The sequence below is a fragment of the Pseudomonas sp. TAA207 genome, from assembly GCF_001529285.1.
GTDB lineage: Bacteria > Pseudomonadota > Gammaproteobacteria > Pseudomonadales > Pseudomonadaceae > Aquipseudomonas > Aquipseudomonas weihenstephanensis.
Genome location: NZ_LLWJ01000072.1, coordinates 236,151 through 253,066 on the forward strand (window position 1 = coordinate 236,151; position 16,916 = coordinate 253,066).

General features: G+C 59.8%; 14 protein-coding genes. 5 read left to right on the plus strand and 9 right to left on the minus strand.

What is annotated here, in order from left to right; all coding sequences use genetic code 11:
- Positions 1-152 precede the first annotated feature (152 nt).
- The 3 genes from AP059_RS20860 (at position 153) to AP059_RS20870 (ending at position 3,653) form a co-directional block, all read left to right on the plus strand.
- Positions 153-566, plus strand: coding sequence for a c-type cytochrome (locus AP059_RS20860; protein WP_059765928.1), 414 nt, complete (start codon positions 153-155; stop codon positions 564-566).
- A gap of 294 nt (positions 567-860) precedes the next feature.
- Positions 861-1,625 carry an S-type pyocin domain-containing protein gene (locus AP059_RS20865; protein WP_059765930.1) on the plus strand — a complete coding sequence of 255 codons (765 nt, stop codon included), beginning with the start codon at positions 861-863 and terminating at the stop codon, positions 1,623-1,625.
- Positions 1,626-1,730: 105 nt separating this feature from the next.
- Positions 1,731-3,653, plus strand: coding sequence for an acetyl-CoA hydrolase/transferase C-terminal domain-containing protein (locus AP059_RS20870; protein ID WP_059765932.1), 1,923 nt, complete (start codon positions 1,731-1,733; stop codon positions 3,651-3,653).
- A gap of 63 nt (positions 3,654-3,716) precedes the next feature.
- On the opposite strand, the gene AP059_RS20875 is transcribed toward AP059_RS20870, so the two are convergent.
- Together AP059_RS20875 and rep are read right to left on the minus strand one after the other, a co-directional pair.
- On the minus strand, positions 3,717-4,289 hold the full coding sequence (locus AP059_RS20875) for a xanthine phosphoribosyltransferase (RefSeq protein WP_059765934.1): 573 nt from the start codon (positions 4,287-4,289) through the stop codon (positions 3,717-3,719).
- Positions 4,290-4,346: 57 nt separating this feature from the next.
- Positions 4,347-6,356 (minus strand): DNA helicase Rep, encoded by a 2,010-nt coding sequence (gene rep / locus AP059_RS20880; protein ID WP_059765936.1) that lies wholly within the window; start codon positions 6,354-6,356, stop codon positions 4,347-4,349.
- Between the two features lie 263 nt (positions 6,357-6,619).
- On the opposite strand from rep, the gene AP059_RS20885 reads away from it, so the two are divergent.
- A complete protein-coding gene (locus AP059_RS20885) occupies positions 6,620-8,299 on the plus strand; it encodes a putative bifunctional diguanylate cyclase/phosphodiesterase (RefSeq protein ID WP_059765938.1) in 1,680 nt (559 codons plus the stop codon).
- 58 nt (positions 8,300-8,357) lie between these two features.
- Here AP059_RS20885 and AP059_RS20890 read toward each other — a convergent pair whose 3' ends face one another.
- The gene (locus AP059_RS20890; protein WP_059765940.1) at positions 8,358-9,743 is read right to left on the minus strand and encodes a NorM family multidrug efflux MATE transporter; all 1,386 of its coding nucleotides are present in this window, start codon (positions 9,741-9,743) and stop codon (positions 8,358-8,360) included.
- Positions 9,744-9,895: 152 nt separating this feature from the next.
- Here AP059_RS20890 and AP059_RS20895 point away from each other — a divergent pair, with 152 nt between their 5' ends.
- Complete coding sequence (locus AP059_RS20895) at positions 9,896-10,816, plus strand: LysR substrate-binding domain-containing protein (protein WP_059765942.1); 921 nt, start codon at positions 9,896-9,898, stop codon at positions 10,814-10,816.
- Positions 10,817-10,887: 71 nt separating this feature from the next.
- Here the strand turns inward: AP059_RS20895 and AP059_RS20900 are convergent, their stop codons facing one another.
- The 6 genes from AP059_RS20900 to AP059_RS20925 all read right to left on the minus strand — a co-directional run bounded on the left by AP059_RS20900 (position 10,888) and on the right by AP059_RS20925 (position 16,907).
- Positions 10,888-12,120 carry a VWA domain-containing protein gene (locus AP059_RS20900; protein WP_059765944.1) on the minus strand — a complete coding sequence of 411 codons (1,233 nt, stop codon included), beginning with the start codon at positions 12,118-12,120 and terminating at the stop codon, positions 10,888-10,890.
- A gap of 63 nt (positions 12,121-12,183) precedes the next feature.
- The gene (locus tag AP059_RS20905; RefSeq protein WP_059765946.1) at positions 12,184-12,687 is read right to left on the minus strand and encodes a hypothetical protein; all 504 of its coding nucleotides are present in this window, start codon (positions 12,685-12,687) and stop codon (positions 12,184-12,186) included.
- A 4-nt stretch (positions 12,688-12,691) separates the two neighbouring features.
- A complete protein-coding gene (locus tag AP059_RS20910; protein WP_059765949.1) occupies positions 12,692-13,426 on the minus strand; it encodes a hypothetical protein in 735 nt (244 codons plus the stop codon).
- A gap of 32 nt (positions 13,427-13,458) precedes the next feature.
- A complete protein-coding gene (locus tag AP059_RS20915) occupies positions 13,459-15,006 on the minus strand; it encodes a formylglycine-generating enzyme family protein (RefSeq protein ID WP_059765951.1) in 1,548 nt (515 codons plus the stop codon).
- Positions 14,996-16,219, minus strand: coding sequence for an ABC transporter permease (locus AP059_RS20920; RefSeq protein WP_059765954.1), 1,224 nt, complete (start codon positions 16,217-16,219; stop codon positions 14,996-14,998). Before AP059_RS20920 ends, AP059_RS20915 begins: the two co-directional genes overlap by 11 nt.
- A complete protein-coding gene (locus AP059_RS20925; RefSeq protein WP_059765957.1) occupies positions 16,203-16,907 on the minus strand; it encodes an ABC transporter ATP-binding protein in 705 nt (234 codons plus the stop codon). Before AP059_RS20925 ends, AP059_RS20920 begins: the two co-directional genes overlap by 17 nt.
- Positions 16,908-16,916: the final 9 nt, after the last annotated feature.

A 16,916-nucleotide genomic window follows, 5' to 3' on the forward strand; every position in this document is an offset into this window, starting at 1 on the left:
GGCCGCCCGCGTTGCATTTCGCCACTTATAAGACCCCTTCTACTTTAGGGTTGTTTCAGAGTGGCGGGCTAACCGTTATACTTTCGCCGCCCGCGAAACCGTGGTTGTGGGCGTGACTAGCCACCATTGAGGGTGAACGCGTGAACCTAATTATGAAAATGCTGGCCGTACCAGCAACAGTAGTGGCCCTATGGGCAGTCAACGCTCAGGCAACAACGAACGATGACATTGCAAAACGCCTTGAACCGGTCGGTAAGGTCTGTATTCAAGGGCAAGAATGTAAAGGGATGGAAGTGACGGCCTCTGTGGGCGGCGGCGGTGGTATGTCGGCTGATGACATCATCGCCAAGCATTGCAGCGCTTGCCACAGCACCGGGCTGCTGGGCGCACCGAAAATCAATGACACCGCTGCCTGGAAAGAACGTGCTGATCACCAGGGCGGCCTCGACGGCATCCTGGCCAAGGCCATCACCGGTATCAACGCCATGCCGCCAAAAGGCACGTGCATGACGTGCTCCGATGAAGACCTGAAAGGCGCCATCGAGAAGATGTCTGGTTTGAAATAAACCGATCTCCTGCAAAAAAGCCGCTGATGGGCGGCTTTTTTGTGCCTGTTTTCCAGGTAGCCGCTGTGCGCCTTTATCCCCGCCCCCTCCGCACAATTGAAAGACCCGGTTACAAACCCACTTGAACATCTCAGAATCCTCCTATATGCCCCGTACCGGCGCTTGGCTAGCATCACGACAACCCTCAGTCAGTGAATCATGCTTGTGTACGAAACCTGCGTCGCGACCCTTCACCCACGTTGCCAATGTGCCGCGTGCCGCCAACGACACAAGGCCGCACGGACGAGTACACCCTTGGCCAACGCGCCGGTCAGGCTGATCCGGGGCTGCGTATTCGCCAAGTCATGTGCATTGCCTGACGGGCTGCTGGACTTCAACAACTACAACGACTTTGTACCCGTCGAAGCACTGACCCAATACGGCGCCTATGCCGTATTGGGCACCACCGCCAAGGCCAGCCATGCAGGCACACCCTTGCAATGGATTGGCGGCTCAACCAGTGCCAGGATCTTTGGCGCACGCCTGCAGGGGACGCTATCGGCCACGGCACCGCCACACACCAACGTCATCGTTACCGTGTTGATGCCCAGCACCAATTCGGGCGACAGCGCCTTTTATCGCGCCGAGCAATACGCCCACCTCACCGATGGCAACACCCGCGTGCGCTTGAACGTCAAACGCCTGTCAGACGGATCGGTGAGCGCCTACGGTTTTTACACGGGCACCCAATCCCAATGGCAGCGCGTACCGGTGATTGCCGCGCAAGCACGCGGCGATCAACAGGTTGCAGACATGGGCCGCGGCATCGAAGTCATCTGGACGCCGGCCGCAGACCCCGCGTCAGTCATGAGTATCCCGGCGCTCGAAGGCGTCACGCTGAACCCGCCGGCCTGGGTATTCCCGCCGACCGAACAGGCCAACAAGATTCTGGTCAACCCCGTGCATCCACCGGAGTATCAGGATGCGATTGTCTGGTTCCCGGAGCACCCGCACAGGGCGCCCGTCTATTTATCAATCAACACCCGCATGCCCAAAAATGAAGACGAGCCCAGCGCCTGATAAACGCGCTGTTCCTGTTCTGATCAGTGAAGGCAGGGTTACAGTGCAACCAACACCCGTCACGCTCAGTCACATCTCTACACATGGATGGTTTAGGAGGATCAGATGGTGCAGTCCTGTTCAATCGAATGCGCAGTGGATGACGTGCTGGCGCGGCTGCCCCCGCATATCCACCTGGGTTTGCCGCTGGGCCTGGGCAAGGCCAACCGTTTCGTCAACGCGCTGTATCAGCGCATCAGGCAACTGCCCGAGCGGCATTTGACGATCTACACCGCACTCAGCCTGGGTCGGCCGGCGTTGGGTGAAGGGTTGCAGCGCCAATTTCTGGAGCCTTTCATTGATCGGGTTTTTGGCGATTACATCGAGCTGGATTTCCTTGGCGACTTGCACCGCAATACCTTGCCCCACAACATCCATGTCGAACAGTTCTTCATGCAACCGGGCAGCCTGCTCAACAGCCCGCCCGCCCAGCAAGATTACGTCAGCAGCAACTACAGCCATGCCGCCCGCGACATCAACGCCAACGGCCTGAACCTGGTGGCGCAACTCATCGCCCGCGACCCGCAGGATGCCAGGCGCCTGAGCCTGAGCTGCAACCCCGACATCACCCTCGATTTACTGCCGATGATCGCCAAACGCCGCGCCGCAGGTGAAACCATTTTGCTGCTCGGTCATGTACACGCCGACTTGCCCTTCATGCCCGGCGACTCAGAATTACAGGCCGAGGATTTTGACCTGCTGATCGACGAAGATGAACGCACCACACTGTTTTCCACGCCCAACATGCCGGTGAGCACGCAAGACCACTTCATCGGGTTGCACGCCAGTACCCTGGTACGCGACGGCGGCACCTTACAGATCGGCATTGGCGCGATGGGCGATGCTCTGGTGGCGGCTTTGTTGGCGCGTCAGGCCGACAACGCGGGTTATCGCGCGTTGCTCGATGAGGTGGACGTCACGCCCTGGGGCACGCTCATCGAGCGCGAAGGCGGGCTCAATCCTTTCGCTCAGGGCCTGTACGGATGCAGTGAAATGTTCGTGCACGGGCTGATGGTGCTCGCGGACGCAGGCATTGTGCGGCGCAAGGTGTATGCCGATGTGGAGCGTCAGGCGCAGGCCAATGCCGGCACGCTGGACGAAAGCCTGCACACCGATGGCGTCTGCGTGCATGGTGGTTTCATCCTCGGCCCCGCCAGTTTTTACCAGCGCTTAAGAGAACTGCCCCACAGCAGACGCTGTGAGTTCAACATGACGGCTATCAGTTTTATCAACGAACTGTACGGCCATGAAGCACTCAAGCGCCTGCAACGGCGTGATGCACGGTTTGTGAACAGCGCATTCACCATGACCCTGCTCGGCGCCGGTGTCGCCGATCAGTTACAGGACGGCCGCGTGCTCAGCGGCGTGGGCGGGCAATACAACTTCGTCGCCCAGGGCCACGCGCTGCATGACGCACGCTCGGTGATTATTCTGCGCAGTTGGCGCGAGTCGGGCGGGGAGGTGAGTTCCAACATCGTCTGGGAGTACGGCCACTGCACCATCCCGCGGCACTTGCGCGACATCGTGATCACCGAATACGGGATTGCCGATTTACGTGGCAAGACCGACCGCAAGGTCATCGAAGCCTTGCTCAACATCACCGACTCGCGTTTCCAGACCGAACTGATCGAGCAGGCACAGCAGATCGGCAAATTGCCCAAGGACTTCTGCCTTGATCCGCGCTTTGCCGACAACAGCCCACAACGCTTGCAGGCGATAGCGGCGCGCCACCCGCACTTATTTCCCGAATACCCGCTGGGGAGTGATTTCAGCGCACAGGAACAAGACCTGCTGCGAGCCTTGAACTGGCTCAAGAGCAAATTCAAACTCACGCAAATCTACGAACTGGGCAAAGCCACCCTCGACGCGCCGTCGCCGCAAGCTTTCGCGCAACATCTGGAACGCATGCAACTGGCACACCCCAGTGGCCTGCGCGAAGAGCTGTATCAGCGCTTGCTGCTGGCGGGGTTACAGGCCACGGCCAAATAGCAGACACCGCTCTTCGTAGCAGCTGGCGAAGGCTGCTGCTACGAAGAGCGGTGTCAAGCGCACTTACTCGATAAAGGTCACGTGGCCGTCTGCCAGGGATTTAACCCGGGCCAGCGACTCAACGCGGTAACCCTGCGCGTCCAGTTCGGCACGGCCGCCCTGAAACGACTTCTCGATCACGATGCCCAGACCTGCAACAGTCGCGCCCGCTTGTTTGATGATCGAAATCAGCGCCTGCGAGGCTTTGCCGTTCGCCAGGAAGTCGTCGATCACCAGCACGCGGTCGGTGCTTTTGAGGTGACGCGGCGAGATCGCAACGGTGCTTTCGGTCTGCTTGGTGAAGGAATACACCGTGGCCGTCAGCAGGTTTTCAGTCAGGGTCAACGACTGGTGCTTACGGGCAAAAATGACCGGCACGCCCAGGTTCAAGCCCGTCATCACGGCCGGGGCAATGCCCGACGCTTCGATGGTGACAATCTTGGTGATGCCCGCATCCTTGAACAAACGCGCGAACTCGTCGCCGATCTCTTTCATCAGTTGCGGATCGATCTGATGGTTCAAAAAGGCGTCGACCTTCAAAACCTGATCGGAAAGCACGATGCCTTCTTCGCGAATTTTCTTGTGCAGTGCTTCCAACGTAACGTCCTCAAATAGCGCTTATGCGCTGAAGGTAGAATGAAAAAATAGTCGATTTTAGCGTTTAAGCATGGCGCGTATATCGGCCAATGCTGTATTTCCGCGAACCGCTTTAACTTCGGTAGGGGTGTCGTCGTTGCCTTCCCAGGCCAGATCGTCCGGCGGCAACTCATCCAGGAAGCGACTCGGCGCACAGTCGATGATTTCGCCGTACTGCTTACGCTTCGCTGCAAAGGTAAACGCCAGTGTCTGACGGGCGCGGGTAATACCCACGTAGGCAAGACGCCGTTCTTCTTCGATGGTGTCGGCTTCAATGCTGGAACGGTGCGGCAGGATTTCTTCTTCCATGCCCATGATGAACACGTAAGGGAATTCCAGCCCTTTGGACGCGTGCAACGTCATCATCTGCACGCCTTCGGCGCCGTCTTCCTCTTCCTGCTGGCGTTCGAGCATGTCGCGCAACACCAGCTTGCCGATGGCTTCCTCGATGGTCATGGCGCCGTCTTCGTCTTTTTCGAGGGTGTTTTTCAACGCCTCGACCAAGAACCAGACGTTGGACATGCGGTAGTCCGCCGCCTTCTCACTGGAACTGTTGGTGCGCAGCCAGTTTTCGTAGTCGATGTCCATGATCATGCTGCGCAGCGCCGAGATCGGGTCTTCGCCCGAGCATTGCTGGCGCACACGGTCCATAAACCGTTTGAACCGGGCCAGGCGGTCGGTGTAGCGCGCATCAAGGTGCTCGCCCAGGCCGATTTCGTCGGTGGCGGCGTACATCGAAATTTTGCGTTCGGTCGCGTAGTTACCGAGCTTTTCCAGTGTCGTAGAACCGATCTCCCGGCGTGGGACGTTGATCACGCGCAAAAACGCGTTGTCGTCATCCGGGTTCACAATCAAACGGAAGTAGGCCATCAGGTCTTTCACTTCCTGACGTCCGAAGAAGCTGTTGCCGCCTGATAGACGATAAGGAATCTGATGGTGCTGCAACTTCAGCTCAATCAGTTTGGCCTGATAGTTACCGCGGTACAGGATCGCAAAGTCGCTGTACGGCCGGTCAGTGCGCAGGTGCAAGGTGAGGATCTCGACCGCCACCCGCTCGGCCTCGGCGTCTTCGTTGCGGCAACGAATGACCCGCACCTCATCGCCGTGGCCCATTTCGCTCCACAACTGTTTTTCAAAGGCATGCGGGTTGTTGGAAATCAGCACGTTGGCGCAACGCAAAATACGGCTCGTGGAGCGGTAGTTTTGCTCCAGCATCACCACTTTCAAGGACGGGTAATCGTCCTTGAGCAGCATCAGGTTTTCCGGGCGGGCGCCGCGCCAGGCGTAGATCGACTGATCGTCATCGCCCACCACGGTGAACTGATTGCGTGTGCCGATCAGGTACTTGACCAGCAAATACTGGCTGGCGTTGGTGTCCTGATACTCATCCACCAACAGGTAGCGCACCTTGTTCTGCCACTTTTCGAGGATGTCGGCGTGTTCTTCGAACAGCTTCACCGGCAGCAGGATCAAGTCGTCAAAGTCCACGGCGTTGTAGGCTTTGAGGGTGCGCTGGTAGTGGGTATAAACGATCGCGGCCGTTTGCTCTTTGGGGTTGCGGGCGTTTTCCAGCGCCTGAGGCGGCAGGATCAGGTCGTTTTTCCACGAGCCGATCATGTTCTTGATTTCGTCGACCCCGTCCTCGCCCGAGTATTCCTTTTGCATGATGTCGGTCATCAGCGCTTTGACGTCCGCTTCGTCAAAGATCGAAAACCCCGGTTTGTAGCCCAGCCGCGCGTGTTCCTTGCGGATGATATTGAGCCCCAGGTTGTGAAACGTACTCACCGTCAGGCCCCGGCCTTCGCCCTTTTTGAGCAACGTGCCCACCCGCTCCTTCATCTCGCGCGCGGCCTTGTTGGTAAAGGTCATGGCGACAATGTACTGAGCGCGCACGCCACAGTTCTGGATCAGGTGCGCGATTTTGCGGGTAATCACGCTGGTTTTGCCGGAGCCTGCGCCGGCGAGCACCAAAAGAGGGCCGCCGACGTAGCTCACGGCTTCTTGCTGCCGGGGATTGAGTCGGGACATGACGAGTCAGGGGGTCGTATCTGAAAAGGGCGGGCATTTTAACAGGCTGAGCAAATATTGCTGCCACTCTGCGACAGTGTGACGTAGCACTCTGTCTAAATTTGCTGCTTTTGTTACTTTCGCGCAGGATGCCGGCCAAATTTGCGGCTACCGTTCGGTTATTACTGCAAATATGTATTTGATAACCAGTGTCATTTGCCATTGGTCGGCGGCGCGTCATAATGCCCACCGCCTGAAATTATTGCAGAGTCTAGGGAGCCAGCTTGTCTACGCCTGTCGAACCCTTGCGTTTACTGCTACTGGCCCAAGAGCCTTCTTGGGCAGCGTTATTGCGCGAGTGTCTGGCGCCAATGAAAGGCGCAGCCGTGCTGGTGTGCGCGCCCAATTGGGAAGCTGTCAGCTATCTGTTCGAAAACGACCGCCACGCGTTGTTACTGACCACCCCCACGCTACAGCCCGCACCGGGTCGCTGCCGGTTGTCGACGATTTTGTTGCTGGACACCGAACCCCAGGCAACGCCCCAAGGTGTCAGCGACTGGTTAGTGGCCCCCCAACTGAACGCTGATTCGCTGCGCCGCAGCTTGCGCCATGTGCGCGAGCGTGGCGTGCTCGAACACACCTTGCAGCGCCTGGCCGAAGAAGACCCGCTGACCGGTATCGCCAATCGCCAGGGGTTCCAGACCTTGCTGGCGGTGCGGCTGGCCGAAAGCGAAGGGCGCGGCATCGCCCTCGGGCACCTTGATCTGGACAACTTTCGTCATGCCAACGACGCCCTTGGGCATCAAGCGGGCGACCGCCTGATCCTGCAAGTGGTGGCGCGACTCAAAAGCCAGCTAGAAGCGGGCGATCAATTGGCACGACTGGGCAGCGACGAGTTTGCGCTGTTGATCGACACTCGCCGCGCCCCCGAACGCGCTGAACTGATCGCTGAGCGCATCACCGAAGCGCTGGCCGAACCGTATTGGGTCGACGGCGAAAGCCTGCTGATTGGTTGCAGTCTGGGCATCGCCCACGCTCGGGCCAACGCCGGGGCTGACCCGCTGATGTGGCACGCCCACATCGCCATGCAGCAAGCCAAAAGCACCCAGGGCTGCACGTATCACCTGTTCAATGAGCGCATCAATCGCAACGCACGCAGCCTGGCCGATCTCGAAAGCGAGCTGCGCCGGGCGTTGCGCCGTGACGAACTGGAACTGCACTACCAGCCGCGCCTGGACTTGGCCAGCGGGCAAATTGTCGGCCTCGAAGCGCTGGTGCGCTGGCGTCACAGCGAGCGCGGCTTGCTGGCCCCCAGCGAATTTGTGCCGCTGGCCGAGCAAAGCGGGCTGATCGTGCCCTTGGGTTACTGGGTGATTTCGCGCGCATTGCGTGACATGCAGGCCCTGCGCGAACGCGGGCTGGCGCCGTTGCACATGGCGGTCAACCTGTCGTTTCGCCAGTTTCAGGACAGCCAGTTGCTCTCCACCCTCAGCCGCTTGATCACCGAGCGCGGGGTTGAAGCGCAATGGCTGGAATTTGAGCTGACCGAGACCGCCGTGATGCGGCGCAGCGACCTGGTCAAGCAAACGATGGATGCACTGGGACGCTTGGGCGTGCGCTTCTCGCTGGACGACTTCGGCACCGGATTTTCGTCCTTTGTGCACCTCAACAGCCTGCCGATCACCCTGCTCAAGATTGATAAAAGCTTCGTTGGCGGTATGGAAAGTCGCGAAGAAAACCGCCAGTTGGTGCCTGCCATGATCAACCTGGCGCACAACCTCAAGCTGGAAGTGGTCGCGGAGGGCGTCGAAACGCCTGAGCAATTGGCACTGCTGCGCAGTTTTGGCTGCGATCAGGTGCAAGGCTATTTGATCAGCAAGCCGTTACCACTGGCCGAACTGGTCACGTTCCTGACCCAAGACAGCGGCCGATACGCTGTTGCCGGCCACGCATCGCGCCCGTAAACCTAATAGCCGCTGTCGAGCAATGCGGGGCCGCGATCGGGCGCAAACCCGATAACGGCTACAGGGTAATGGCGGCGTTGCTCGCACGCTTGAGCATGCGCCGCATCTTCCATTCAAATGCCAGCGTCAGACTGATGGCGGCGCACGCCAGGCCCACCGCCAACCCCCACCACACGCCCGCAGGGCCCCAATTGAAGGTGAACGCCAACACCCAGGCCAGCGGTGCGCCAATCGCCCAATAGCAAAACAGGCCGACCAAAAAAGTGGTCTTGGCGTCTTTAAGCCCGCGAATGGCGCCCATAGCAATGGTTTGCGCACCGTCGAACAGTTCGAACCACGCGGCCACCGCCAACAGGCTCATTGCCAGTTCAAACACCGGGCGGAACGCCAGATTGTCGTAATCGAGCAACAAACCGACCAACTCTTTAGGCCACACCAGAAACACAAACGAAAAGCACAACATGGTCGCCGCGCCAAAACCGATGCCGACCCGGCCTGCGAGTCGCGCCCGTAGCAAGTCGCCACCCCCATAATGCTGGCCAATGCGCATGGTGATCGCATACGACATGCCCGCCGGAACCATGAACGCCGCTGACACGATCTGCAACGCGATTTGATGCGCTGCCAGTTGCGTGCTGCCCATCGTGCCCATGCACAACGCCGCGAACGCAAACAGGCCGACTTCGACTGCGTAGGTGCCGCCAATCGGTAAACCCAGGCGCCACAGCTCGCGCAGGTAGGTCAGGTTAATACGCGACAACCCCTTGCGAAGGGGATACGCGTCGTAGGCCGGATGCCGATGAATATGCCAGGCAAGGCCCAGCGCCATGCAAGTCGCCACAATGGCCGTGACCAGCCCGATGCCCATCAAACCCAACTTGGGCAAGCCGAACATCCCGGTGATCAGCGCGTAGTTGAGTAAAAAGTTCGCCACCGTGCCGATCACGCTGATGACCATGACCGGCATCGGCCGACCCATCGCGCTGGTGAAGCCGCGCAAGGCCATGAATGTCATGTAGCCGGGCAGGGCGAAGGGCAGCAGCAACAGAAACTGCCCGGCCATCTCGACGTTGCTCGGGGTTTGCCCGAATAACAGCAACACCGGCTTGATGTTCCACAAGATCAGCGCCGCGCCCAACGCCAGCCCCCACGCCAGCCACACACCGGCCTGGGTCAGACGGGTAGCGCCCTCGATATCTCCCGCGCCCTGACGGATCGACACCAGCGTGCCCACCGCCGCAATCACCCCCAGGCAGAAGATCGACACAAACGAGTAGCTGGCCGCCCCCAGACTGCCGCCTGCCAAAGCCTCGGGGCTCAGGCGCGCCATCATCAGCGTGTCGGTGAGCACCATCAGCATGTGCGCCAACTGCGAGGCGATCAGCGGCCCGGCCAACCGCATGATGGCCTTGAGTTCAATAGCGGCAGAATGCTGTTTGGTCATCGGTTCGATTTCTTAAGATACGTTCAAAGGCTGGATTCTCGGCGCCTTGCGTGTTTTAAGCAAAGGGATAAAAACGATCCATAACATGATAAAAACTCATAGCTGATGCCGTCATATAAGTCCTGATCCGGTGTATTCAAGGAATATTCCTCATGTCGCGTAGCCTTCCTCCTCTGTATGCCTTGCGCGCCTTCGAAGCAGCAGCCCGCCACAGTTCGTTTACCCGTGCGGCAGACGAATTGTCGATCACACAAAGTGCGGTAAGCCGCCATATCAAAACCCTCGAAGCGCACTTTGCCTGTCGGTTATTTCAGCGCAATGGCCGCCACTTGCAACTGACCGAAGCCGCCCGTTTGCTGGTGCCGGGGGTGCGTGAAGGGTTTATCGCGCTGGAACGCGCCTGCACCACGTTGCGCGCCGAAGATGACATCTTGCGCATGAAGGCGCCTTCGACCCTGACCATGCGCTGGTTACTGGCGCGGCTGAGCCGCTTTCGGCATTTGCAGGCGGGCAATGAAGTGCAACTGACCAGCGCGTGGATGGACATCGACCACGTCGACTTCAATCAGGAACCGTTCGACTGCGCCGTGCTGCTGAGCAACGGGCATTTCCCGCCTGACTGGGAAGCAACGTTGCTGTTTCCAGAAATGTTGATTCCGGTGGGGGCGCCCAATTTGCTCACAGATCAGCCCTGGAATATTCAACGTCTGGCCACCACCGAGTTGCTGCACCCGACCCCCGACCGGCGTGACTGGCGCCGCTGGCTCGACTGCCAGGGCTTGACCGGGCAGGTATCGCTCAAAGGCGGACAGGTGTTCGACACCCTGGAACTGGGCATGATCGCGGCCGCACGCGGGTACGGCATTTCGATGGGCGACTTGCTGATGGTGGCCGAAGACGTGGCGCAGGGCCGTCTGAGTTTGCCGTTCCGCACGGCGGTGGCCAGTGGCGAAAATTACTACTTGGTGTGGCCTAAAACCCGACCCGGCGGTGAGCGCTTGCGCCGCCTGAGTGACTTTTTGCAACAGGAAGTCGAGGCCATGCACCTGCCTGAGGTACAGCGCTTGACGTAACCGCCGCAGGCGCTGGCGCAGGCTGTGAGCGTTTAAATCAAACGCTCGCAGTGGGCGGCAGCGCCTGCGCGTTAATCACATTCTGAAACGGCCTCGGTCGCGTTTTTCAGGGCGTTGGCCAAGTCGCTGGCGTTGCGGCTGGAGTAGATGCTGCCACCGGTGTTTTCTGCAATGCAGTTGGACAACGAGCTGTCGCCGATATTGACCACGTTGACCCGCAGACGAGGTTGTTCGATGGCGATGTTTTGCGCCACTTTGCAGACGTTTTCGTTGCAGCCATCGTCGCCGTCGACAAACATCACGATCACCGCATCACGGTCTCGGCCATTGACCTGCCTGGCGGCTTTTTTCAGGCTCGACGCCAACGGCGTGCCTTCATTGGCGGTCAATCCTTGAATGCCCGCGATCAGTTGCGGGCGCTGCGCGGCGTTAAATACGCCGTGATCCGGTTGACGGAAACACCCGGCAAACGTCATCAACCGCGTGTCGATGTCCGGGTGCAAGTTGTTGATCATCCCGGTCAGCGACGCCTTGGCCACATCCAGACGGGTTTGCGCCGCGAAAATTTTGACCGTGCGCGGGTCATCGTCTTCGGGTTGCGGGCGGCTCTTGAAGTACCAGTCTTCATCGTCCTTGGTGGCGTCGATGTTGAGGTTCATCGACCCCGAAGTGTCGAGGATGACCACAAACTCTGGCGGCAACTCGCTGCCCACCGGCGTTTTGGCGCGGCAAACCTGGTGGGTCTGGCTCGGCAACAGGTTCATCGCCGGCAGACGCCAATGCCATAACGCCCACAGCAACAGGCCCAGCAACAACAACCCGAGCAGCAACCACGGCCAGCCGCGCCAAACGCGGCGCACCACCACCGGGCGCGGCACAGGCGGCGGGGGGGGCGCGGGCGCGACCACCGGCTCCGGCGCCAGGCCCCAGCGCACCACCACCGGATCGCCATTGATGCTGTAAAGATTGTTGAGGTCTGGCGGGCCAATCAGCGTGCGCAAGCTGGCCGCCTGCTCCGACTGGCCACGGGTGACCAACTCATCGGCCAACAGCCCCAGGGTTTCCTGGCGCTGGTGGTAACGCTCCAGCAACGCGACCTGCCGGTCTTCGTCCAGCTCATGAAAACGCGTGGGCTGGCCGCCCAACTCGGTCCACCACTCCACCACATCGCCGCTGCCCAGCCGCGGGATCGCGTAGACACTCGCCACCGAGGGCGGAAAGTGCTTGAGGATCAAGGCGATCTTGGCTTTGAGCGCGTCCAGCCCTGCTGAGGTGGCGTGCTCGTCCCGGGTAATGCGCTGCATGCAGTGAGTTCCTGAAAATGACGTCGGCGGCGCAAGGCCGCCGACTGAATGCACCCGAAGGGGTTATTCGTAACCGAGGCTAAATTGCAGCTGATTAACCTTCTTTTGCAGCGCTTTGAGTTCTGCCTGCTTGGCCGCCAATTGCTTGGGGTTGGTGCTGCTGGCAGGTTTGGCTTGCGCGGCCTTGAGCTGCTGTTCAAGGCTGGCGATCTGCTGCTGAACCTGCGCCTTGTTACCTTTGCGGGCCTTGAGCGAGCCGAGCAATTGGCTCAGCGACTGGTTCAACGCCGCCTGAGATTTTTGCTGCGCTTGCAGGTCAGTGCGCGAGGCCGCTTGTTGCGCGGCAATGTCTTGATAGACCTGATGGAACATCGCGTTTTCTTGCTGCGACTTGGCCAGCTCCGTTTCGTTTTGGCGAATCTGCTCGCTGTAACCGCCGCCCGCGTCGCAGTTCACTTTGGTGAACAGGCTCGCGTCGCGGTTGTTGGCGTCACATTCACCCGGTTGGGTGGCGCAGCCAGACAACGCCAATAGAGCAGCAAAACCCAGCGTCAATCGTGCGTTCATAGTCTTAACCCAACGTGATCGCGGAGCGCTGGCTGTACAAACCATCGACTTCTTTTTGCAGGCTGGCCACTTTCTGGTTCATCTTCGAAATGTTGGCATCCATTTGCTTAAGCTCAGGCGCATTGCCCTGGGCGCGTTCAACTTTGACCACGTCGTTGTAGCCTGTGACTTTGGCCTGCATGTTTTTGACTTCGCTGCGCAACTGGTCGATGTTGCTGTCGATGACCGCAATCTGCTGCTGTGCCTGGGCCTTGTCGATTTTCTTGCTGGCCAGGTCGCGTTTGATCTGAGCGATCTGCTGCTTGTCATCGTTGATCACTTGCTGGGCCGTGGCGGTACGGGTCACGACTTTTTGCGTGTCCAGTTGTACGTCGCTGTTGTACTTCTGCAAACGCTGCGAGGTGTTGGCGTATTCGCTGCGACGCTGATCCACGTAGTAGTTGGCGCCCATCGCCACACCACACGCCGCCACACCGGCGGCCACCATGCACACTGCTTTGTTGCCGGAGTTGGACAGGGTGCAGGCCAGAATCGCCGCGCCCGCGCCCATCGCGCACGCCTGATAACCGGACTTGCTGAAGAACTCTGCATCGGTGCCCTGAGTCAGGCGTGGGTCCGGTGCCGGAGCGCCCGCCCCCAACATGCCGCTGCCGGTGCTGGCGCAACCCCCCAGCAGCAGGCTGCCTGTGAGTACAAAACTGATCAGTAATTTGGATGAGGACCACAGGCTGCGCATCATCGTATTGCTCCTTGTTGAAACAGGTGTTGGGCTTATTGGGTGACCGACTTGCAGCTTTTCAGCCAGGCGTCAGTGTCGATCTTCTGCTTTTGCAGGTAGGTCTTCTGATTCGCCCAGTGGGTGCGCAGGTAAGGTTTGAGTTCTTGCAGTTGTTTGTTCTGGCTGATGATTTCTTCCATCACCGGCACTTGTGGCTCCAGCAGCGGCTGGCCATACAACGAGGCGGATTCCACCAGGCTGCTGGCGTAGTAGCGGCTGAGTTTGTGCAAACGGTCTTTTTGCTCCTCCAGCTTGCCTTTGCGCATGTCGCAGCTGGGGTCTTTGTCTTCGGATTCGCAGTTAAGCGCGTAGTTCTTCTGCAAGAAGTCCAGGTACTGGCCGTCGTCGAGCATCTTGGTGCACAAAAAGGCGCCCAGGTTGAGGCTGGCGCGAATCGCCTGATCGCGGGTTTCTTCTTGCTGCTGGTTGCTGGCACGCAGCTGGTTTTCCAGGGCTTGCAGCTTCTCTTTGAGGGCCTTGTCTTCGACCGCCGACGCCAGGTTGTTCAATTCTTGAACAGCGCCTTTGTCTTTGGCTTGATCGCCTTCTTGAGTCCCGGTGCCGAGTTTTTTCCAGCTCTTCTCGATGCTGCCCACGCGCTCGCGCGAGGTCAGCGTGGGCGAGACCAGCACCAGCCGCAGGCCAGTGGTTTTGTTTTTAACCTGGCCGTCAGCGTTGTAGTAAGGCTCTTCCTTGCGCAGCGCTGTGCGCAGGTCCGCTTGCGGCGTCAGGTAGTTGCCGCCGCGCACCACGTAGCCGCCAGCCTGACCGTGCTGGCGGTCGAGTTTGTTGAGGCGGAACGGTTCAAACATCATTTCATCGGCGTTGCCGAGCATGTCATGCAGGCCCAGCGGGTTGGGCTTTTGCAGGCCCGTGAGTTGCAACTTGCCGTTGGACGATTGCGCGCCGCCGAACCATTCGTAAGCGTTCAGGCCCTCGGGCATCGGGTAGCGCGTGTCGCTGAATTCGGCAGCGCCGACTTCCAGCCCGCCACGGGCAGCAAACTCCCACTCGGTTTCAGTCGGCAGGCGCAAAAAGCCCAGCGCACCGTCTTCTTTGGGCAACTTGTCGGCCGCATTTTTGCGCAACCACAGGTTGTACTTGTCGCTGGCGTCGATGGCTTGCACCCAGCTCACGGCCACTTGCGCCAAGCGCAGTTTGTTGGACGGTGCGGGGCAGGTCTCGGCGGTCAGTGCCTGGTATTGCAACTGACTCATTTCGTACTTGGCCATCAAGTAGTAACGCGACTTGTCGCTCTTGGCGCCGGTAAAGCTACCCGCAATGAACGAGGGGCGCTTTTGCTCGACGTAACCCCACTCCGGGCTGTCCTGACCAATGTTGATCGGGTAGTCGTCCAGCGGACCGGTCACCGGGATGAACACCTTGCGAAACACCATTGCACCGTCGCACGGCATTGGCAGCACCACGTCATTGGCGTCGGGCGCGGGGTTGTAATACTTCTCGTCCCAGCCCGCCGCCGAGGCGTTGAGCAGGTAGCCAAGGCTTAAGGATGCGATCAACACAACACGTTTATAGCTCACGCAGACTCTCCGCAGGTTGGATGCTGATGGCCCGTAGCGCGCCGATAATGGCGACCAGTGCTGCGACCAATAAAGCAATCAGCAGGGCTGCCAGCCCGTGCCAGACAGTGATGTGACAAACAAAGGTGCCGGTGGCCTGACTGCTGCCGAGCAAGTGGTCGAACAGCAGGCTGCCGACCCCATAAAATGCGAGCCCGCCGACATAGCCCACCAGGCTCAACAACAACGCTTGGGCAATGACGAATCCAGCCACCGCAGGGCTGGTAAAACCGAGCAAGCGCAGCACCGCGAGGCTTTTGCGCTTGCGATCGATGTTGGCCAAAAAGGCGCCGATCATCGAGGCAATACAGCCGATCAGCGCCGCCGCGGCAATCACGCCGAAGATCAGGCCCAGCACATGGTTGATGGCTTTAACGTTGTCGATATCGGCCAAACGGCTGGCGGTTTCGATGTTTTGTTGGTTGAGCCAGCGCTCCAGCGGCGCGACCCCATCGATGTCGCGGGCATACACGCGGGCACGGGCGTAAAGCGGTTGCAGCGCCCCCTGCGGCTTGCCGGTGTCAAGGCCGAACGCGGGCACCTGATAGCCGTCGCGAAAACGCTCAAGTTGCAGCAGCAACGGCGGTGCGACAAAACCTGCGGCGCGGCCAAAGCGTGCGGCATCGAGCACGGCCACCACCTGCACATTCAGTTCGCCGCGCTCATTGATCCCGTCCAGACGCCGTGAGACGCGTAAGCGCACGTTATCACCGACCTTGGCCTGCAAACGCTGGGCGGCGCGATCACTGAGAATCACTTGTTGGCCGTCGAGGCGGATCTGCGGCAGATTAAGCAGCGGGTCGCTCGCATCGCTGGGGATGATTTCGGCGTTTTCGACAAAACGCTGCATGCCCACCAGCAGGTCAGCCTGCGTATTGAGCGAGCGGGTCTGGCCGATGGCAAAACCGACCTCAGGTTGCAGGCGCAAACGCTCGATCCACGCCGTGTCGTAATTGCCGCTGCTGAGCATTTTCACTTCAAGGTTGCGCGGATCGCTCAGCAGTTCGTTCTGCAACTGGCTGACCACCCCGTGTTTGAGTCCGAACAGCAGCAACAGCGGCGCGATCACCGCCACCAGCGAGGCGGCGATACAGAACGATACTTTGCGGTCGTGCCAGAGGTCCTGGACCGCCAGCGAGCCGAGCAGGCCGAGGCGGCTAATCCATCGCTTCAAACAGTGTTTCTCCCTGACGGCTGACCGCGCCCAGGCGCGGCAAGCCAAAGTCGCGTACCAGCGCCCAGTCGTGGGACACCACCAGCGCGCTCAAGCCCAACTCGTTAACCAGGCTGAGCAACAACTCAAACAGACGCTTGGCGCTGTGCGGATCGAGTGAGGCCGTGGGTTCGTCAGCCAGCAGCAATTGCGGTTCATGGGCGATGGCCCGCACACACGCCACACGCTGGCGCTCACCGATGGACAAAGCCTGCGGCAGTTTGCCGAGCAAGCCGTCGAGGCGCAGGGCGTGGACCGCGCGATCTACCTGCGCACTCTCTGCTGGCATGCCCAACAAACGCCGGGGCAGGCTGATGTTGTCGCGCACGCTCAAAAACGGCAGCAGGCCGCCACTCTGCAAGATGAAACCCAAGTGCCGCGAACGCACCTGCGACAGCCCCGGTTGGTCGTTGCCCGCCAGCATCTGCGCGATGTCCAGCGTGGCGCGCGGCGGGCCGAGGTCAAAACGCCCCAGCTCAACCGGTTGCAGCAACAGGCCGATGGCTTCGAGCAAGGTGCTTTTGCCGCAGCCACTTTCACCGGTGATGGCCAGAATTTCTCCGGGCTTCACCTGCAAGGTCGCCAAGCGCACGCTGTGCGCCTGCGCGCCGCTGCCACGGCGCACGAGCATGTCTTGAATATCGAGCATGCGCGCCCC